At 57.4% G+C, this 18,770-nt stretch carries 20 protein-coding genes; 9 read left to right on the top strand and 11 right to left on the bottom strand.

The annotated features are described in order from the left end of the window. Positions 1–69 precede the first annotated feature (69 nt). Positions 70–990, top strand: coding sequence for a DMT family transporter (locus DXY31_RS08825; RefSeq protein ID WP_114993422.1), 921 nt, complete (start codon positions 70–72; stop codon positions 988–990). Here DXY31_RS08825 and DXY31_RS08820 read toward each other — a convergent pair. The 3 genes from DXY31_RS08820 to DXY31_RS08810 form a co-directional block, all read right to left on the bottom strand. After that, on the bottom strand, positions 963–1,472 hold the full coding sequence (locus tag DXY31_RS08820) for a hypothetical protein (protein ID WP_244279664.1): 510 nt from the start codon (positions 1,470–1,472) through the stop codon (positions 963–965). The genes DXY31_RS08825 and DXY31_RS08820 overlap by 28 nt on opposite strands. 120 nt (positions 1,473–1,592) lie before the next feature. Next, complete coding sequence (locus DXY31_RS08815) at positions 1,593–1,955, bottom strand: DUF2834 domain-containing protein (RefSeq protein WP_114993421.1); 363 nt, start codon at positions 1,953–1,955, stop codon at positions 1,593–1,595. Positions 1,956–2,093: 138 nt separating this feature from the next. Further along, on the bottom strand, positions 2,094–2,273 hold the full coding sequence (locus tag DXY31_RS08810) for a hypothetical protein (protein ID WP_114993420.1): 180 nt from the start codon (positions 2,271–2,273) through the stop codon (positions 2,094–2,096). 573 nt (positions 2,274–2,846) lie between these two features. On the opposite strand from DXY31_RS08810, the gene DXY31_RS08805 reads away from it, so the two are divergent. The 4 genes from DXY31_RS08805 (at position 2,847) to DXY31_RS08790 (ending at position 5,264) form a co-directional block, all read left to right on the top strand. Continuing rightward, a complete protein-coding gene (locus tag DXY31_RS08805; RefSeq protein ID WP_137024938.1) occupies positions 2,847–3,482 on the top strand; it encodes a ferritin in 636 nt (211 codons plus the stop codon). Positions 3,483–3,887: 405 nt separating this feature from the next. After that, the gene (ruvA, locus tag DXY31_RS08800; RefSeq protein WP_114993418.1) at positions 3,888–4,535 is read left to right on the top strand and encodes a Holliday junction branch migration protein RuvA; all 648 of its coding nucleotides are present in this window, start codon (positions 3,888–3,890) and stop codon (positions 4,533–4,535) included. A gap of 55 nt (positions 4,536–4,590) precedes the next feature. Next, complete coding sequence (gene rpsO, locus DXY31_RS08795; protein ID WP_114993417.1) at positions 4,591–4,860, top strand: 30S ribosomal protein S15; 270 nt, start codon at positions 4,591–4,593, stop codon at positions 4,858–4,860. Between the two features lie 26 nt (positions 4,861–4,886). Beyond that, the gene (locus DXY31_RS08790) at positions 4,887–5,264 is read left to right on the top strand and encodes a PAM68 family protein (RefSeq protein WP_114993416.1); all 378 of its coding nucleotides are present in this window, start codon (positions 4,887–4,889) and stop codon (positions 5,262–5,264) included. A gap of 18 nt (positions 5,265–5,282) precedes the next feature. On the opposite strand, the gene DXY31_RS08785 is transcribed toward DXY31_RS08790, so the two are convergent. The 8 genes from DXY31_RS08785 to trpD form a co-directional block, all read right to left on the bottom strand. Continuing rightward, positions 5,283–8,804 carry a DNA polymerase III subunit alpha gene (locus DXY31_RS08785; RefSeq protein ID WP_114993415.1) on the bottom strand — a complete coding sequence of 1,174 codons (3,522 nt, stop codon included), beginning with the start codon at positions 8,802–8,804 and terminating at the stop codon, positions 5,283–5,285. A gap of 89 nt (positions 8,805–8,893) precedes the next feature. Next, a complete protein-coding gene (gene gatA, locus DXY31_RS08780; RefSeq protein ID WP_114993414.1) occupies positions 8,894–10,357 on the bottom strand; it encodes an Asp-tRNA(Asn)/Glu-tRNA(Gln) amidotransferase subunit GatA in 1,464 nt (487 codons plus the stop codon). Between the two features lie 59 nt (positions 10,358–10,416). Next, complete coding sequence (locus DXY31_RS08775; protein ID WP_114993413.1) at positions 10,417–10,662, bottom strand: DUF1816 domain-containing protein; 246 nt, start codon at positions 10,660–10,662, stop codon at positions 10,417–10,419. Between the two features lie 100 nt (positions 10,663–10,762). Beyond that, positions 10,763–12,445: a 23S rRNA (guanosine(2251)-2'-O)-methyltransferase RlmB gene (gene rlmB, locus DXY31_RS08770; RefSeq protein WP_244279663.1), complete on the bottom strand. Its 1,683-nt coding sequence runs from the start codon at positions 12,443–12,445 to the stop codon at positions 10,763–10,765. An 11-nt stretch (positions 12,446–12,456) separates the two neighbouring features. After that, positions 12,457–12,867 carry a ribonuclease III domain-containing protein gene (locus tag DXY31_RS08765; protein ID WP_114993412.1) on the bottom strand — a complete coding sequence of 137 codons (411 nt, stop codon included), beginning with the start codon at positions 12,865–12,867 and terminating at the stop codon, positions 12,457–12,459. Further along, a complete protein-coding gene (locus DXY31_RS08760; protein ID WP_170953634.1) occupies positions 12,864–13,211 on the bottom strand; it encodes an STAS domain-containing protein in 348 nt (115 codons plus the stop codon). Before DXY31_RS08760 ends, DXY31_RS08765 begins: the two co-directional genes overlap by 4 nt. Positions 13,212–13,299: 88 nt before the next feature. Next, positions 13,300–14,442: a glutamine-hydrolyzing carbamoyl-phosphate synthase small subunit gene (gene carA, locus DXY31_RS08755; protein ID WP_114993410.1), complete on the bottom strand. Its 1,143-nt coding sequence runs from the start codon at positions 14,440–14,442 to the stop codon at positions 13,300–13,302. A gap of 34 nt (positions 14,443–14,476) precedes the next feature. Beyond that, positions 14,477–15,523, bottom strand: coding sequence for an anthranilate phosphoribosyltransferase (gene trpD / locus DXY31_RS08750; RefSeq protein WP_114993409.1), 1,047 nt, complete (start codon positions 15,521–15,523; stop codon positions 14,477–14,479). A 207-nt stretch (positions 15,524–15,730) separates the two neighbouring features. Here trpD and DXY31_RS08745 point away from each other — a divergent pair, with 207 nt between their 5' ends. From DXY31_RS08745 to DXY31_RS08730, 4 genes are all read left to right on the top strand, one after another. After that, complete coding sequence (locus DXY31_RS08745) at positions 15,731–17,482, top strand: ABC transporter ATP-binding protein (RefSeq protein ID WP_114993408.1); 1,752 nt, start codon at positions 15,731–15,733, stop codon at positions 17,480–17,482. Between the two features lie 72 nt (positions 17,483–17,554). Continuing rightward, positions 17,555–17,806 (top strand): hypothetical protein, encoded by a 252-nt coding sequence (locus DXY31_RS08740; protein WP_114993407.1) that lies wholly within the window; start codon positions 17,555–17,557, stop codon positions 17,804–17,806. A 24-nt stretch (positions 17,807–17,830) separates the two neighbouring features. After that, on the top strand, positions 17,831–18,553 hold the full coding sequence (gene msrA, locus DXY31_RS08735) for a peptide-methionine (S)-S-oxide reductase MsrA (RefSeq protein WP_114993406.1): 723 nt from the start codon (positions 17,831–17,833) through the stop codon (positions 18,551–18,553). Beyond that, positions 18,550–18,738, top strand: coding sequence for a hypothetical protein (locus tag DXY31_RS08730; protein WP_114993405.1), 189 nt, complete (start codon positions 18,550–18,552; stop codon positions 18,736–18,738). Before msrA ends, DXY31_RS08730 begins: the two co-directional genes overlap by 4 nt. Positions 18,739–18,770 lie beyond the last annotated feature (32 nt).

Genomic DNA, 18,770 nt, shown 5'->3' with positions numbered 1-18,770 from the left:
TGTCTCCAGCAAGGTTCATCGAGGAACCACATCGGTGGCATCGTTGAGAACTAGCGTGCAGACCGATGAATGCGAGGCCTGCTGACAACCTTCCGTGGATCGCAGTCCCCTGAGGAATGGAAGGCCTGCGTGAGTCTGGTCGGAGCGGCATTGGCCTTCAGCCTGATGACCGTCTGCGTCAAGCACCTCGGAGGCCGCTTGCCTGTGGCTGAGGTCGTGCTGATTCGATCGCTGATCAGCCTCGTGATCACGCTCACCATGTTGAGGCGACTGGGAGTGTCCCCCTGGGGCTATCAGAGGGGATTGCTGCTGGTGAGAGGTGTGCTCGGCACTGGAGCACTACTGATGTTTTTCCAGGCTATTTCCAGCCTGCCTCTGGCCGCAGCAACCCTTCTTCAGTACACCTACCCGACCCTCACGACGGTTTGCGCCTGGGCCTTGCTGCGGGAACCGATCCGCAAGCGCATTAGCCTGGCGATCCTGCTGGGGCTATTCGGTGTCCTGCTTGTGGTGCAGCCCGAATGGGCAGGACAGTCGATGGCTGGACTTCCACCGCTCTCAGCACTGATCGGACTTGGCGGAGCCCTGTTAACAGCGCTCGCTTACGTGAGCGTCCGCCAACTTTCTGTGCGGGAGCATCCTCTGGTGATCGTGTTCTATTTCCCACTCGTCTCCGTCCCGGCGACGTTGCCTTTACTGGTGAACAATCTGGTGCTGCCAACGGGAAGCGACTGGCTGTGGTTACTGGGCGTCGGTCTACTCACGCAGATTGGGCAGGTTTGGCTGACCGAAGGCCTGGCGGCTCTGCCTGCGGCGCGCGCAACCTCAATCAATTACGTGCAGGTCGTGTTCGCCACCCTCTGGGGTGTGTTGATCTTTGCTGAACCGGTAACCGGCACCGTCATCGTCGGTGCGCTTTGCGTGCTCGGCGCCACGCTGATCAGCCTCAGCGCCAAACAACGTCAGGCTGGATCGATCGCCAGTGGATAAGTGATCCAGGTCTGCGAACTGCCGTCATCGGAACCACTCGGCAACGCCAAACGCCAGCTCTGGCCGCGTTCACCTCGCTCAAGAAACAGCTCGAAGGGACTATCGACCTTGACCGCATCTCCGGGCAATCGCCAGTCGAAACGGCCGACGAGATGCACTCCTTTCTGATCACCAATGCTCAAACTCTCCTGCTCCTCCAGACGGACCCTGGTCACCTCGGGAACCCCGGAAGCCTCGAGGTCCAATGACTGCGCAATGGCACTCTGAGTGAGCTGAATCTGCTGACCAAGAGCGCTGAGGATCACACCTCGAGGAGGTTGATCACCCAGTGAGCAGGAGCTCAAACCCAGACTGATCAGACAAACCAGCACGACGCTCAAAAGCCATCTTCGCAAGAGGACTAATGATTGAGTCACAGCAAAACGTCGTGAACTGTCGGGCTGGTTGAAATCTGAAATCTCGATGACCTGGATGCCAATCATTGGTGGAGTCTGGAGTAATCATCCTGGCAGAACCACTCCAGGCTAGTAGCAGCAGAAATGCTAGAACCGCAGACTTCTGTTTAAAGACGACATAACCCCAGTTTCGTCATCTTGCAACAGCTAGTTGTTGGCTGAGGCAGCAGCCATGTTCCGCTCCCTGTTGAACATAAACAGACCAAACGAAAAAGCAAATGAAATAGCAAATGTTACTGCGATGTAGAGATACCAGAACTTCATTTTCAACCGAATACCTTCGGCCGCATAGAACACAAATGATGCGATCAACACAAGGGTGAGATCAGCAGCAATAAAACCTGCAGAAGCATTGGCCCAGACCCCCTGCGAGAACAAATTAACGATTTCAATAGGGTCTGTTAAGCCAAGGGCTTCTGTTTCTTGAATGAACTGATAGATGCAATACCAGGGCCACGCAATACCAGCAAGTGCTGTAGCCCCATAAAGGCCAAGTCGTAACTTTGCCATGTTTCAGAAATTAATAAACCACAATCCCACAGCAAAAGCACCAATCAGGTGACGAAAGCTACAAAGACTAAGCAGGACATAGATTCATCTACGGATTCATCAAAAAAGTCATTCCAAGACCACTTCAATCACAAACAGTTAATGGTCTGAACCTGCCCAAAGCCCTTCGTGAGAGCCATGCAGAGGGTGACCAGGATGCTGACGGCCCTCTGCGTAATAGAGCTTTTCAGCCATCAGATCACCAACCAATGGGCGTGCCTCCGACTTCACAGGAAAAGCCATCAGAACGAGAGCAGCAAGAGAAGCAAAGAATTTCATATTCAGTCACAGTGCAAGATGTTGAAGCGACCGACGTCGTCGATCAAAGGCAAAGTTCCAGAATCTCCAGCCAGGATTAGCTGCACGAAGCGACGCGAAAGGCCTGACTCCAAACGGCAAAGAGAAAGTGGGGTTATGTTATTCACAGAAGATCACAACCAACTGATTCTTTATACTCCAGCTTTAGATGAACTTGAAGTGTGGAGAGCCGCCATCGGAGGTACGGTCGGCATTCTTAAGGATGATCTCCAATGCACAATCCCCAGCCATAGAACATTGGAATGGGCACAGATCAGTCAGAGAACCTGAAATAGGCAATCATAGTTGATCGATAATGAATACCGCCTAATTGCTGCTGAAGATGATTCTCAAAAGCAAACAAATACTTTTTGACGTTGATTCTCACTTGCAGACAAATCAGCACCAATGTTCGGCCTTTACCCATTTCTGAGCAGCAAGAATGATCTACAACAAATCAATCATGTAGGGAGATCAATGATGACTGACCCAGCAATTGCACAAGGAATCACAAGCATTTCCAGAGGTTCAGGCAGACGCATAACGTCCGAGCCAATGTCACAGCAGCAGCTGGGCCCGATGCAGGCTCGAATAAAGCAGAAAAGGCAATCGGCGGCTACCGGCATGGCGACCGCCATCTGGTTTAGCGAACACGACCTGGCTGATTACACCCTTAGGGTCCGTCAAGAGGGCCAGCAGAAGCAGACTTATGCTGCACTAGCTGGTGATCTGATTTCAAGACGTCAGACGGTTGAAATCAACACCATTCAGCCATCGCGCCAGCACTGGAACAAAACCGAGTCTTTGATCTCAAAAGCGTTCCATTTCGAGGCTGATATCCCGGCATCGATTCAGCAGTTGTACCGAAGGGCTGAAGACAGTCAGGAGCTGCGCAAACCGACGATGTTTGTCGATCCCGCTGTCGATGCACAAGAACAATCGGAGCACAAGGCGGCTGATCGGCTCGGACCCATGACATGCGCCACAAATCAGCCTGCCGCATTGATGATCATCGACGCAGAACGACGAAAAGACGAAGCGAATATGGCCAAACTGGCAGGACGAAGGAATCACAATGGGCAAGATTGTCCGAACGCACCGACACACATAGGCACATCAAAAACAGACCGAAACATTTTTTGCTCAACATCTTTAGCAGCGCTTGATACCGTTCAAGCGGGTCGTTCATGAAATCATTGTGACCGCTATTAAACTTCTAGAGATTTACCAATGAACCGCATTAACAAGGGCACTATGCACAGACATACCGCAAATTCAGGAAAGAAAACAATTCAAACCAAATCCAGACCACCTCATCACGATCCCTGGACTGGGTACGAGTCCCCTCAACGGCGGCGCTACCTACGGAGCCTTAACGATCCGGAGCAATCAGAACAGAATCAGCCCGCCTGAAGCCATGGTTACAGAAGTGCTCTTTGGCAACTATTTCCAACCTGCTAGGCAAGCGAAATAGACGCGCTTTTTAATTAAGGCTATCAGGCATTGATCAATGCTCTAATTCACCTATTCTGCTCTAAATTGAGTATGTCGCTGAATTTTTGGAATCGGCCACTACTCAACTGACAGGGGAGTTTCATGATCGGCTGGCTTCAGGGTGAACGGATCCAGATCTGGGAGCAGGGAGGCCGCAGGGGTGTTGTCGTCGCCTGTTCAGGGGTCGGCTATGAGGTGCAGCTGACCAAACGCGACCAGGAGGCTCAAACAGGTGGCAACTGCACTCTCTGGATCCATCAAGTTCAGCGAGACGACGGCTCGACACTCTTCGGATTTCACCAACAAAGGGACCGTGATCTTTTTCGCACTCTGATTGCAGTGAATGGCGTAGGCCCCCAGATGGCACTCTCCCTACTCGATTGCTGCTCGGCACCAGAACTGGTCTTGGCGATCATTGAAGGAGACCTGAAGCGGCTGACGCAGGCTCAGGGGGTCGGCAAGCGCACCGCCGAGCGGATCGCGGTGGAACTCCGAGATCGCCTTGGCTCCTGGGCACCCGAGGCCAATGAGGCATCACTGTCCATCGTTGATCGCAGCGACGTGAAAGCCCTTCCGATTCAGCCCGATTCCCTACAAGAGCTGCAACTCACCCTCGAGACTCTCGGCTATGAGGACCTCGAGATTCGTCGGGCCATGCGTGCTGTTGCCAGCAGTTCCGAGGTGCCTAAAGACAACGACAGTGAAGGATGGCTGCGTGCCAGTTTGCGTTGGCTCAGCGAATCGGCTTAAGGGGACCGCGGGAAGGTAAGTTGGTTCTTTGCTCTGTCAGGGCCAGACGCCGCGCATGTCGCTCGATACCACCGAAAAGCAGCAGCTGATCAACACCCACCAGACCCATGCCACCGATACCGGGTCGGCTGAGGTACAGGTGGCCATGCTGAGCGAGCGCATTTCGAAGCTCAGCAGCCACCTCCAGCAGAACACCCACGACTACTCATCCCGTCAGGGACTGTTGAAGATGATCGGCCGCCGCAAGCGCCTGCTCAGCTACGTGAGAGGCAAGAGTGAGCAGCGCTACACGAGCCTCATCGCCAAACTGGGGATCCGCGGCTGAAACGCATTCCCGAATCTGCATGAACCATGGCTGAAAAGCGCGATCCTCTTCCCTTTGAACCGCGTCGTTCAGCTCCAGAGACCAACCGGAATCAAGCGATTCCCAAAGAAGTGGCCAATAGGATGGCCCGACGCGTTGCCATTGCCACAGGGGTTCCTTCCTTGATGGGGATGGCCGTTTTTGTGATCAGCTATCTCGTGGTGAGTCGGGGCATTCTCGATGTTCCTCCGAGCCTTACCCTCTTGGGCTCGGGATTCTTCTTTCTGTTGGGCCTGGTCGGCCTGAGCTACGGGGTTCTATCCGCAAGCTGGGAATCCCAGCCGGGAACACTGCTGGGATTAGAGCACCTGAAGCCGAACCTGCAACGTCTGCGCAGCTCTGTTAAAGCCCAGAAACAGGCCTGATCCGGTACCGGTTCACCGTTAACTCATTAATGGGTCGCTGCAGCTGACGGAGAAAGCGCTGTTCTGCAGATGTTGCTGAGCCGCGGCCACATCCTTCACACAGAACTGGGGGCCAAGGCGCACATAACGCACTTCAGGGCCTCTGCGTACGGCAGCCACGACGGGAACGCGAACGCCCAGCTCATCCTGCTCTGGACGATGGGCCTGAAGGCATTCTCTCAGTTTGTGCTGAACTGCCACGTCCGAAGCCTGATCGGGATCCAGCTCCACCAAAAGCAATCGCAGATCATCGATCGCGCGGCAGTCATCCACGATCAACTGCACGCGTTCATCGCGACGATCCACAGCGGCCCAAACCAGGAGCCTGGCCTCGGCCAAGAGGTGATCGGAGAGCCTTGCATAACTTTTCGGGAACACCACGGCTTCACAGGAGCCGGTGAGGTCCTCAAGCTGAAGAATCGCCATGCGGTCACCTTTTCGGGTGGTGACCTGACGCATCTCACTCACCATGGCGATGGCACTGACTTTCGCCTTGTCGGCCTGCTCTTCCAGACTGGCTAGTCCGATCGGTGCCAGCAGACGGGCGGGTGCTGTGAGCTGCTTAAGCGGATGGTCGGAGAGATAGAAGCCCACCAGGTCCTTTTCGAGCTTCAGTTTTTCGCTGGGGTGATAGTCCTTCACAGGAGCTGCCTTTGGAGCAAGGCTGAGATCTGTGCTGGCGTCGGTTTCATCCTCTGCGGGGCCTGCCATTAGATCAAACAGATTGCCCTGTCCGCTGGCACGGTCCCGTGCCCGGGATCCGGCCCAGTCGAGCAGGAGATCAAGATCAGCAATTAATTGTGCGCGGTTGGCCTCTGGCTCCAATGCGTCGAGTGCACCGCAGTGAATCAGCGATTCCAGGCTGCGCCGGTTGAGCACGCTGGAGGGAACCCGGTCACAGAGATCAGCGAGTGACTGGAACACCCCATCGGTTTCTCGGGAGCGAATCAGGGCACGGATCGCACCATCACCGAGATTGCGCACCGCAGACAGTCCAAAGAGGATGCGGCTGTCCCTGGGAGTGAAGTCGGTTCCCGAGGCGTTCACATCAGGCGGCATCACTTCGATGCCCATGGCGTTGCAGTTGGAGATGTAGCGCTGAACCTTGTCGCTGGCTCCGGCATTCACCGTGAGCAGCGCTGCCATATACGCCACCGGATAATGCGCCTTGAGGTAGGCCGTTTGGTAAGTCACCGCTCCATAGGCCGTGGAATGGCTCTTGTTGAAGCAGTACTCAGCAAACAACACCATTTGGTCGAACAACTCATCAGCGACCTTGGTGTCAACGCCACGCTCTGTCGCTCCCTTCACGAAGATGCCGCGATGCTTCTGCATCTCCGAAACTTTCTTCTTGCCCATTGCCCGACGCAGAAGATCCGCTTCTCCAAGGGAGTAGCCGGCCAAGTCCTGCGCGATGCGCATGATCTGCTCCTGGTAGACCATGATCCCGTAGGTTTCGCTCAGAATCGGCTCCAGCGTGCTGTGGGCGAAGTCGATCGCTTCGCGGCCGTGCTTGCGGTTGATGAACTTTGGAATCAGGCCAGCATCAAGGGGGCCCGGTCGGTAGAGAGCCAGGATCGAGGAGATGTCTTCCAGGGATGAGGGCTTCAGATCACGCACGATCTGACGCATCCCTGTGGACTCGAGCTGGAAGATACCCTCGAGGTCACCACGGGCCAGAAGATCGAAGGTCCCCTCATCTTCAGGGGGCAACTGATCGGGATCGATCCGGGTGCCACTGGTCTGTTCAACAAGCTCCAGGGTCTTGTCGATCATCGTGAGGTTTTTGAGGCCAAGGAAGTCCATCTTCAGCAGACCCATCGACTCCACGTCTTCCATGAAGTACTGGGTGATCACCTGACCATCGTTATTGCGCTGTAGAGGAACCAGTTCATCGAGAGGGTCAGCGGCAATGACAACGCCAGCGGCATGGACGCCAAAGGTTTTGTTGGTTCCTTCGATGCGCATGGCCATGTCGACCCAGCGCTTCACGGTGGGATCCTTCTCGTACCGCTCCTTGAAGTCGGGATTGGGCGACTCCTCGCCAATCATGGCCTTGAGCTTGGCTGGTTTGCCCCTGACCACGGGAATCAGCTTGGCCAGCCGGTCCGCATCGCCGTAGGGAATATCCAGCACCCGGGCCACATCCTTCAACACGGCCTTCGAGGTCATGCGGTTGAACGTGATGATCTGAGCCACCTTTTCATCGCCGTAGCGTCGCGTGACGTAATCGATCACCTCGCCACGGCGCTCAATGCAGAAGTCGGTATCGATATCAGGCATCGACTTGCGTTCCGGGTTCAGAAAGCGCTCAAACAACAGGCCGTTACTCACAGGATCGATGTTGGTGATCCCGAGCGCATAGGCCACCAGTGAGCCTGCAGCCGAACCACGACCCGGACCCACAGGGATGCTTTGTTCGCGGGCAAAACGGATGTAATCCCAGACAACCAAGAAATAGGTGGGAAAGCCCATCTGTTCCATGATCTTGAGTTCGTGCACCATCCGCTCGGCGTACACCTCCTCGATGGTGTCTGCCGCTGTCAGGCCAAGACGGTCACGCAGGCCCTGCTCGGTGACCTCACGTAGATAGGTGACAGGGGTATGGCCATCAGGAATCGGAAAACGGGGCATCTGATAGCGGCCCAGGATGTCGTAGTCCTCGACTTTTTCTGCAACAGCAACGGTGTTGGCAATCGCTTCCTGCACCACCTCAGGCTCGAGGTGATCGGCGAAAAGATGTCCCATCTCCTCTTCCGATTTGAGATATTCAGTGCCGGTGTAGCGAAGACGCTTTTCGTCGCTGATCAGCTTGCCTGTAAGCACACACAGCAAAGCATCATGGGCCTCCACATCATTACGGGTGAGGTAGTGGGCATCGTTAGTGGCTACAACCTTGATGCCCAATTCACTGGCAATCTTGACGATCTCCACATTGACGATGCGATCTTCTGGAGACCCGTGATCCTGAATCTCTAGGTAGAAGTCATCACCGAAAACGCTCTGATACCAGCGGGCAACATCGCGGGCCACATCAGGTCGTTCACGCATAATCGCCTGCGGAATCTCACCGCCCAGGCAGGCCGTGGCAACAATCAGACCTTCGGAATACTGAGCGAGCAGATGCTTATCAACGCAGGCGCGTGAAAAAATTCCTCGGCCACGCATGCCACGCAGGTGACTAATGCTGGTGAGCTTGACGAGATTGCGATACCCGACGGCATTTTTGGCAAGCACCACCAGGTGATATCGACGCTCCTTCTTGGGTTGTGGGTCATCAATCGAACCATTGATGACGTACATCTCATTGCCGATGATCGGCTTCACACCACTGCCCTTGCAGAGCTTGAGCAGCTCGACAGCGCCGTACATCACCCCGTGATCGGTGAGAGCCAGAGCAGGCATTCCCAGCTGCTTGGCACGTTCCACCATCTGAGGCAGCTGAGAAGCTCCATCCAGCAGGCTGTAGTCGCTGTGGTTGTGAAGGGGGACGAATGCCATGCACCCAGCCTAGGCGCATGCGCAAGATGCAGTGCATAGGCCACCCAAGCAACACCAGATGCGGTGCCGCCCTGACTGAATCGTTGTTGTCAAGCCGGCACTAGCCCAGCTTCAGGCCTGGACTTCATCACTTCCGCCGCCTGCTCGTATTGATGGGCTACTTGCAACAGACGGGGCTCTTCCAGCACATTGCCAATCAACTGCACGCCAATCGGTAGACCGCCTGCATCGAAGCCACAGGGGACACTGATGGCCGGAAGGCCGGCGAGATTAGCCGGAATAGTGAGCAGATCCGCTAAGTACATGGCCAGGGGATCATCCGCATGGGCACCGTTCCTGAACGCGGTACTCGGAGCTGTGGGTGTCAACAGAACATCCACCGACTGGAAGGCCGTATCAAAGTCGCGCCGGATCAGTGTTCTCACCTGCTGAGCTTTCTTGTAGTAGGCATCGACATAACCGGCTGAAAGGGCATAAGTGCCGATCAGAATCCGCCGTTGCACCTCACTGCCGAAACCCTGCGCACGACTTTTAGCCGTCATAGCCGCCAGAGATGTTGCATCCTCGGCTCGATAGCCGTATTTCACGCCGTCGTAGCGGGCGAGATTGGCGGATGCCTCCGAGGGCGCGATCACGTAATAGGTGGCGATGCCATCATTGAAGCGAGGGCAGCTCACATCCACCAGTTCAGCGCCGAGAGCCTTGAGCTGATCTGCTGCGGCCAGCACCGACGCTTTCACTTGTGGGTCCAATCCGTCCTGGTCGAAGCACTCAGTAACCAGACCGACTCGCAATCCTTTGACCGGAGTAGCAAGGGCAGAGGTGTAGTCAGGTACTGGGACATTCAGACAGGTCGAATCGCGAGGATCAGCGCCTGCCATGACCTGAAGCAGTTCGGCGGCATCCGCCACCGATGAGGTGAAGGGTCCCACCTGATCAAGGGAGCTGGCGAAAGCCACCAGGCCGTAGCGACTGACACGCCCGTAGGTGGGCTTGAGGCCAACCACCCCACAGAAGGATGCGGGCTGACGAATCGAACCACCGGTGTCGGAGCCGATGGAGGCCAAGCACTCGCCGGCGGCAACAGCAGCTGCACTGCCACCGGAACTGCCTCCAGGCACATGCTCAGGATTCCAGGGATTGGCGGTGGCACCGAATGCGGAGGTTTCGGTTGAGCCACCCATGGCGAATTCATCCAGGTTGGTCTTGCCCAGAAGAACCGCTCCGGAGGCCCAGAGCCGATCGGTCACCGTGGATTCATAAGGAGGCACAAACTGCTCAAGCATGCGACTGGAGCAGGTGGTGCGCACTCCCCTGGTACAGAGATTGTCCTTAATCCCGAGAGGGATCCCAGCCAGTGAAGGCAGATCCTCGCCGGCACATCGAGCCTCATCAATGCGATCGGCATCGGCTCGCGCACGCTCTGCCGTGACTTCGAGAAAGGCGTGCACGCTGGGGTCAACCGCATCAATCCTGGCCAAGTGATGATCGGTGAGTTCCCTCGCGGACACCTCTCCGTTAGCCAGTTGCTGACGCCATTCGGCGATCGCCATGGTCAGGATTTGCGTGCAGATGAGACGCTATCAGTCAGATGTGTTCGGATCGAACGCGCTCAGCCTTCAGATTCGATCGTGAACGGTTCGGAACGACGACAACGCACGAAGGAATGGTCCAGTGAAGCAGGCGATTCCGAAGCCACATCACTAAGAAATGCCTGCAGCTCCCTCTCCAGGGTGGAGCGGCGCACGAAGGGACCGAACCAATAGGTGACATCTGGGCCGTGGGTCTGAACCCTGGCCCACCAAGCCATTCCTAGACCGTTGGCAAGCGAGCGCATCGGTCGGTTCAGAGGGCCCATGGCGGAGCGATATAGACAAGGTCATTGTGCACTGATTCACCGTTGGCGGAAGGATTCCAACCATCGCTGTTCAGAGTCCCTGAAGTTCACCGCACTGCATTCAGAGATCAATGCTGCCTTCAAAGCGTGGGTCCGCAGTCTGCTGGAGACGTTCAATCTGCAGATCAATCCTTGGTTCCTCGAGCGGTGAATGAGAAGATTCAGGTTCGCCTGATGGCTGCATCCCAGTGGTATCCGATGCTTCCGCAGGTGATGTTTCTGCCGGTGATGCCTCAGCTGTTGATGCGTCAGCGGAGGGTCCAGCAAGCGCTCCGTTCTTTGAAACCTGCAGTGGCTCCGACGGCGGAGGGGAGAGCTGGGGCCGCACGATGCGTGGAGAGGGGTTCTGGCCCTGAAGCCCCTTCATCCAGCCTCGACGTGCCACCTCATATAGGCAGAGGGCGGTCGCAACGGAAGCGTTCAAACTGGGCGTCACACCACGCAACGGGATACGAATCAACTGATCGCAATGCCGACGGGTGAGCATGGACAGTCCCTGCCCCTCGGAACCGGTGACCACCACCAGCGGGCCTTCCAGATCAACTTCTTCAAGGGTCTGATCACCTTCCTCGGCAAGACCGACCACGCGATAACCAGCATCCTTGAGGGTTTCCAGAGAGCGATTGAGATTGACAACCCGCGCGACAGGCAAATGCTCCAGTGCTCCGGCCGCAACTTTGGCCACGGATCCTGTAAGACCTGCACTGCGGCGCTGAGGCAGAACCACTCCGTGGGCTCCTAAGGCTTCAGCGGAACGAACGATCGCACCCAGATTGTGGGGATCGGTGAGGCCATCGAGGGCCAGGAGCAGTGGAGGTTCATTGAGCTCACCGCAGCCATCGATGAGATCAGGAAGATTCAGGGTGTCCGCTGCAGCGGTCTGCAGAGCAATTCCCTGATGAACTGCACCACCGGTCATCTGGGCCAGACGCGCCCAGGTGACCTCCTCCACCAGAACTCCGGAGGCCTTGGCATCCCGGAGAAGCTGCAGGAATTTCGGAGCACTGCGCATCTCAGTGGTGCACCAAATGCGATGGATCGGACGACCAGCCTCCAGTGCTGCTTGTGTGGCATGCCGGCCCCAGAGCAAGTCATCCGCCACGGGATCAGTCCCATGGGGAGCCGCTTCCCCACGAGGTTGTTCTAAAAGCTGCTGACGGTCATGGTGTTCGGGACGTCCAGGACCGAGGCTGCGGGAATCGCCATCACTGAAGCGACGGCCTCCAGGACGACGTTCCGCAAAACGCCTGTCTTGAGAACGACGCCCCTTAAAGCGCTGATCACCTTCGCGGCGATCCTCGAAACGCCTGTCTTCAAAACGCCGGTTTTCACCACGACGTTCACCATCACGACGGTCACCATCACGGCGATTATCAAAGCGCTTTTCACTGAAACGCCGATCTTCGGAGCGGCGATCGTCAAAGCGGCCGGCACCCTGACGGCGTGGTTCAAATCGCCGGTCCCCTTCACGCCGATCGACCCGGCCAGCAGGTCTTGATGCCTCTCTGGGGCCGCCTCGAAACGCACCATTCCTGGACGGTCCGCGTGCTCGGAACTCTCCATCACGTGATCCACGCCAGGGCGTCTCAGCGCGACTGTCTTCGGCCTCCCGCCTCCGAGACCCTGTCGGACTGCCATCCACTCTTGGACGACGACCACGAGGCCCGCCACGAGACGGTCGACCGCCTGCGGAATCACCACCACGGGAGGGCCGGCCGGGGCGGCGATCAAAACGGGAGCTCATGGGATCGATGGTTATGACAGGGCGGATTCGGTCTCCTCGAGTCGATCCAGAAGCTGGGCAAGCCGCGTCGGATTCTGCAAAAAGAGCCAGCCAACCATTGTCTCAAACCCCGTGGCCTTTCCATAGGCCGCAGGGTCGGCCCCACGTGGGCCACGGCCGGCACGATTGCGGCCACGACGCACAAGATCTTTCTCCTCCTCAGTGAGCCAAGGCTCAAGCCGCTTGAGAGCAACTGCCTGGGCCTCGGCACGAACCTCAGCCACCACTGCCTGGTGCAGATCCTTGGATCGTCCCGCCTGTCGGCAATGCCGCAAACGCTGATGCAGTTCCCAGACGGCATCCCCGAGCCAGGCGAGCTGCAAGGGGCCGAGATCAGTGGAGCCTGCCGGAAGGGAGTGTTGCTGCCGGATCCAGTCGCTCAAGCAGCCAGCTGGGTGTAAGCCGTCTGAAGATCATCCACCAGATGGAGGAACGATTCCAGTCGGACCAGTTTCACGGTCTGGGTGACACGGGCATTACCAACCACCACGAAGCTGCGCTTGGCGTCTTTGCATTGTTTGGCCAGCTGCACCAAAGCGCCCAGACCTGAGGAATCGAGAAAGTCGATTTTGCTCAGATCAAAGACAGCTGGGAAGGCATTGGCCTTCAAAACATCCATCACGTAAGTGATGAACTGCTTTTCGGAGTAGGCATCCAACTGTCCGGTGAAGTGAAACACCAGGCAGCCATCCTTCTGCTCAAAGCCTCCACGGAGCGAAACCGTCAGTCGCTGCAGTTCAGTGATGAGACCAGACCCCCCATGTTGCGTTGTCGTCGTGCGAAGTGTAGTGATGCTCTTCGAGACAGACCACGCATCAACGTCGATCTGACATCAGCGAAACGAAACGGGCGAAATGATGGTCAGCATCGTGTGGACCAGGACTGGCCTCAGGGTGATATTGCACACCAAACAGCGGCTGCTGCCGATGGGCCATGGCTGCCACGGTGCGGTCATTGAGATTGAGATGAGTCACCTCGATGCTGTCGGCAGGAAGACTCGCCGCATCTAAGGCAAAACCATGATTTTGACTCGTGATCTCCACCTGCCCGGTGGTTCCACAGGGATGGTTCAGACCGCGATGCCCATAGCCGAGTTTGAAGGTGGTGCCCCCCAGGGCCAGTCCGAGAATCTGATGGCCGAGGCAGATACCGAACAATGGAAGATCCCGCTGCTGGATCAGACCGCTGGCCAGAGCAATTCCGTCACTGACGGCGGCCGGATCACCCGGTCCGTTGGACAGAAACACACCTTCAGGCTTGCAAGCCATCACGCTCTGCAGGTCAGACGATGCCGGCATGACTGTCACATCACAACCATGACTGACCAATCGATCGAGGATGGCGCGCTTAATGCCGAAATCGATCGCGACAACGCGGTACGGACTCTCAGGCCGGCCACTTTGCAAGCGTCGGTCGAAATCAACAGCACAGGGAGCGTTCCAGCCATAGGAAGTGGTTGTCGATACCCGGTCGGCGAGATTCAGGCCTTCCATCGAGGGCGCTGAACGCACCACCTCAAGCAGCTCAGCAGGCGAGCGACCATCGGAGCTAATCACCCCGTTCATGGCACCTGTTTCACGCAGATGGCGAACCAGGGCGCGGGTGTCGATGCCGTTGATGCCGACAACGTCATGGGTCTCCAACCAGTCCTGCAGGCTCTGACGCGAGCGCCAGTTGCTGGCTACCGGTGACAACTGTCGGGCGATCAGACCTTGGGCATGCGGCTGATCTGCCTCCTGATCATCGGGATTGACCCCGGTATTTCCCAGCTCCGGGTAGGTGAAGGTGACCAGCTGTCCGGAATAGCTGGGGTCGGTCATCACCTCCTGGTACCCGGTCATGCCGGTGTTGAAAACAACCTCACCGACCACGCTGCCGCTGGCGCCACAGGGCAGTCCAGAAAAAACCGTGCCATCGGCGAGCACCAGCCATGCCGACTCACTAGATGAAGCAGCCATCAGCTGACGAATCTCCTCAACAACGCTGGAGTCCTCATCCTCCCTCGGCGGGGGTCAGCCCCAGGCGCAACTGCTCAAAACGCTCCCAGGCAAGGCCATCACGCAGAGCGGAAAGTGCTCGCTGGGCACCGGACTTCAGATCTGTCTCCACACCAGCCACCCAAAGCACCAGAGCGCAGTTGAAGGCAACCACTTCGGCCTGGGCTTGAGTGCCTCTCCCCTGAAGCAAATCACTCAGGATCGCCTGATTGCATGCAAGATCTCCGCCGCGCAGCGCTTCGAGCGGTGCCTCCTGAAGACCGAGATCTCCTGGTGAGATGGATTCTGAACGCAGCATTCCCTTTTCGAGAATGCGCAGGGAATTGGGTCCAGCAAGCGACGCTTCATCCAGACCGCCGGAACCATGCACCACGACGGCCCTTTCCTGGCGAAGACTCAGCAGTGCCTCCGCCATTGGATCCAGGAGGTCTTTAGTGGCCACGCCCAGCACCTGCCCGTTGGGTCTTAGGGGATTTACGAGGGGGCCTAACAGATTGAACACAGTGCGCACGCCAAGACTGCGGCGAAGTGGCGCCAGGTTCACCAGAGCCGGATGCCATGCCGGCGCGAACAAGAAAGTCACTCCTGCCTGAGAGAGAGCCTCCACCACCTGAACAGCAGGTGCCTGCAGATACAAGCCGAGGCCTTCGAGCACATCCGCTGAGCCGACCTTGCCGCTGGCGCTTCGATTGCCATGCTTGGCCACATGGGCGCCGCAGGCTGCGGCTGTGAAAGCCACGGCGGTGGAGATGTTGAAGGTGTCCGCCCCGTCACCCCCAGTGCCGCAGGTATCCACCATCAGCAGTTCCGGGCGTGCCCCTGGCAAAGGACAAGCTGCACGCAACACAGCCGCCATGGCACCGAGTTCGCCGCCATTGACACCACGTGCCCGTATGGCAGCCAAAAAAGCCCCTGTCTGCACAGGCGTGAGCTCCTCGGAGAGCCAGGCCCTCATCAATGCTGCTGCCTGGTCAGGAACGAGCACTCCGCCATTCAGCAGAAGCTCGAGTGTCTGAGGCCAGGAAACGGATTGGGAGACCATGAGAAAGAGAGGCCTTGAGCCTGGGGATCGACGAACAGAAAAAAGCCCGGGTGCAGATGCACTCCGGGCCGGGTGATGGGGACATCAACACTATCCCTTAAAAAGGATGCGATGGCCAGTTCGACGCCAATCTCAACCGTTCCAACGTCTTGATCCTCTCCTAAGGATTAGCTCAATGCCTAGGTTGTTTGTTGTTCAGGGTTCGCGATGGCCGCTTTCCGCCTCGATCTGATCGGCCGCTACCTGAAACCCCATCGACGCACGGTGCTGATGGGTGCGATCGCTCTGGTCGTGGTGAATATGCTCAGCGTCACCATCCCCCTCGAGATTCGACGGGTGATCGATGACCTTCAGGAAGGTTTCGCCTTCTCCGATGTGCTTGCTCAGGCGGGCTGGATTGTGCTGCTCGCTACGAGCATGGGAATAGCAAGGCTCATTTCGCGCCAGCTGGTCTTCGGAGTCGGGCGCCAAGTGGAAGTTGAACTTCGTCAAAAGCTGTTTGATCAGATGCTGCAGCAGGAGCCTGGATGGGTGCAGCAAATGGGCAGCGGTGAGGTGATCAGCCGTGCCACAAGCGATGTCGAGAACGTGAGGCGGCTGCTGGGTTTTGCAGTGCTGAGTCTGACGAACACCGTTCTCGCCTACGCCTTCACGCTGCCGGCCATGCTGGCGATTGATCCCGGTCTCACCATTGCTGCGATCTCCCCCTATCCGGTGATGCTCGGCGCCGTTCGCCTGTTCGGAGGCCGCATGATGCGAGAACAAAGGCGCCAGCAGGAAGCTCTTGCAGGTCTTAGTGAGCTGATCCAAGAGGACCTTTCAGGCATCGCAGCCATCAAGATCTACAGCCAGGAACAACAGGAGCTGAATGCGTTCAGTTCTCGTAATCGCGGATACCGCGATACGGCCATCCAGCTGGCACGCACGCGCAGCACCCTCTTCCCCCTACTGGAAGGGATCTCATCGATCTCCTTGTTGCTGCTGCTGGCACTCGGAAGCAGCCAGCTCCAGCAGGGCTCCCTGTCGATCGGCAGCATGGTCGCCCTGATCTTTTACGTGGGGCAACTGGTGTTTCCCACCGCTCTGCTTGGTTTCACGCTAAACACCTTCCAAACCGGACAGGTCAGCCTGGAACGCGTCGAGGAACTGTTGTCGCGCAGACCGCTGATCAGCGATCCGAACAAACCGGAGCATCTGGAACTACCGGTGCGCGGAGAGCTGGAAGCTCGCAACCTGCACATCCGCTACGACGGATCCGATTGCGACACGCTGAATGGCCTGAGTTTCCAAATTCGCTCGGGCGAACTGGTAGCCGTTGTCGGTCCAGTCGGTTGTGGCAAGACCACCCTGGCCCGCGCTCTGGGTCGCATGGTGGAAGTGCCAGACAATCAATTGTTTCTTGATGGGCATGACCTCACCAATCTGAGCCTGGACGACCTACGCGAACAGATCGCTCTGGTTCCCCAGGAGGGCTACCTGTTCACAAGCAGCCTTGCGGACAACCTGCGCTACGGCGAACCAGAAGCCGACATGGACCGGGTTGAGGCAGCGGCTGAACAGGCCCGCTTGCTTGGAGACGTGCGCGGATTTCCCGATGGGATGAACACCCTTGTCGGTGAACGAGGGATCACCCTCAGTGGAGGCCAGAGGCAGCGGACCGCCCTTGGCAGGGCTTTGCTGCTCAAGGCTCCTGTACTGGTCCTGGATGACGCACTTGCCAGCGTTGACAACAACACCGCAGCCGAAATTCTCGCCTCTGTGCGACGCCAAACGCAGCGCACGATTGTGATGATCAGCCATCAACTGTCGGCAGCGGCGGCATGCGACAGGATCCTGGTGCTGGATCATGGCCGCTTGGTGCAACAGGGACACCACTCCGATCTGATCAGGCAACAGGGCCTTTACCGCAGTCTTTGGGAACGGGAACAGGCGGCAGAACGGCTGGAATCGGTGGCCTGACGCAAAGGTTGCGCAACTTACGGGCGACAAACCCTCTTGCCTCGGCTTAGCTAGAGGCTCTGCTGCCGAACCATGACGTCAGGTACCCCTTTGTTGGTCCGCTGCACCCTGACGTTCGGGGATATCTACGGACAGATCTTGGCCTGGATGGCCGTGATCTTTGTGAGTCTTGCCGCAGGCTTAGCCCTCATGGGGTCTTCACGACCGGTGTTCGCCCTGGTGGGAGTCGGTTTGATTCTTGTGCTCAGCGTTCCGTTTCTACTGTTCGCCTTCGTCACCACACTGCTCAATCACATCCGCCTGGATCCGATGACATCTGCCTAGGGTTGCAAAACAGACAAAAATGTGATGCTGCCCAACTGGCTCACGGGTTCTCAGCAAGGACAATCAGACGGAAACAACGACGAACGTCACGTTGTTCTCGGCACGCCACTCAAGGCGCCGCTGATGGAAGACCAGGAGGAAATTGTTTTTGGCTGCGGATGCTTCTGGGGTGCAGAAAAGGGTTTTTGGCGTCTGCCGGGTGTTGTATCCACTGCAGTTGGGTACGCCGGCGGCCAAACTCCATCTCCCAGCTACGAGCAGGTCTGCAGTGGACGGACTGGACATACCGAGGTGGTCCGCGTGGTCTACAGCACCCCAGCCATCGACGTTAGCGATCTGCTCAAGCTGTTCTGGGAATGTCATGACCCTACGCAGGGGGACCGTCAGGGCAATGACCAGGGCAGCCAGTACCGATCGGCGATCTACACCACCACCCCCAGGCAGATGCAACTGGCCCTGACCAGTCGCGACTGGTATCAACAGGCCCTGACTCAGGCCGAACGGAACAGCATCACCACCGAAATCTCAGCTGACCGTACCTTCCATTTCGCCGAGAGTTACCACCAGCAATATCTGGCACGTCCCGGCAGCAGGCCCTACTGCTCGGCCATGCCCACAGGGATAAGTCTCGGCGACTTTGAATCAGCCAACTACCTCTTGCCCAGTCAAGTCTGGAGCCATTACGACTGGAGCATCAGTCACTGCGTCTTGCGTGGTGAGAACAGTCCGATCCAGCTGCAGACATGAATGACTCACTTCCCGACAGGGTGGTGATTGCCGTCATCGCACTGACGGTAGTCCTGGTCTTCGCCCTAGCCTTCTCCTTGAAACCCAGGCCAGATCAGGAGCGTCCATTTCTATGGCGCGATCCATCCCCTGCCCCTTCTGCACAGGTGAACGCTCCTCTGCCGAAGGGAACCCTGGCGATCTGACCACTTCCTCCCCTCTGGTTAAACCGACCTGG

Source organism: Synechococcus sp. UW179A (genome assembly GCF_900473965.1).
In the GTDB taxonomy this organism is placed as follows: domain Bacteria; phylum Cyanobacteriota; class Cyanobacteriia; order PCC-6307; family Cyanobiaceae; genus Synechococcus_C.
Note: the sequence above shows the minus strand (reverse complement) of the source record. Positions and strands in the feature narration are given on the sequence as shown.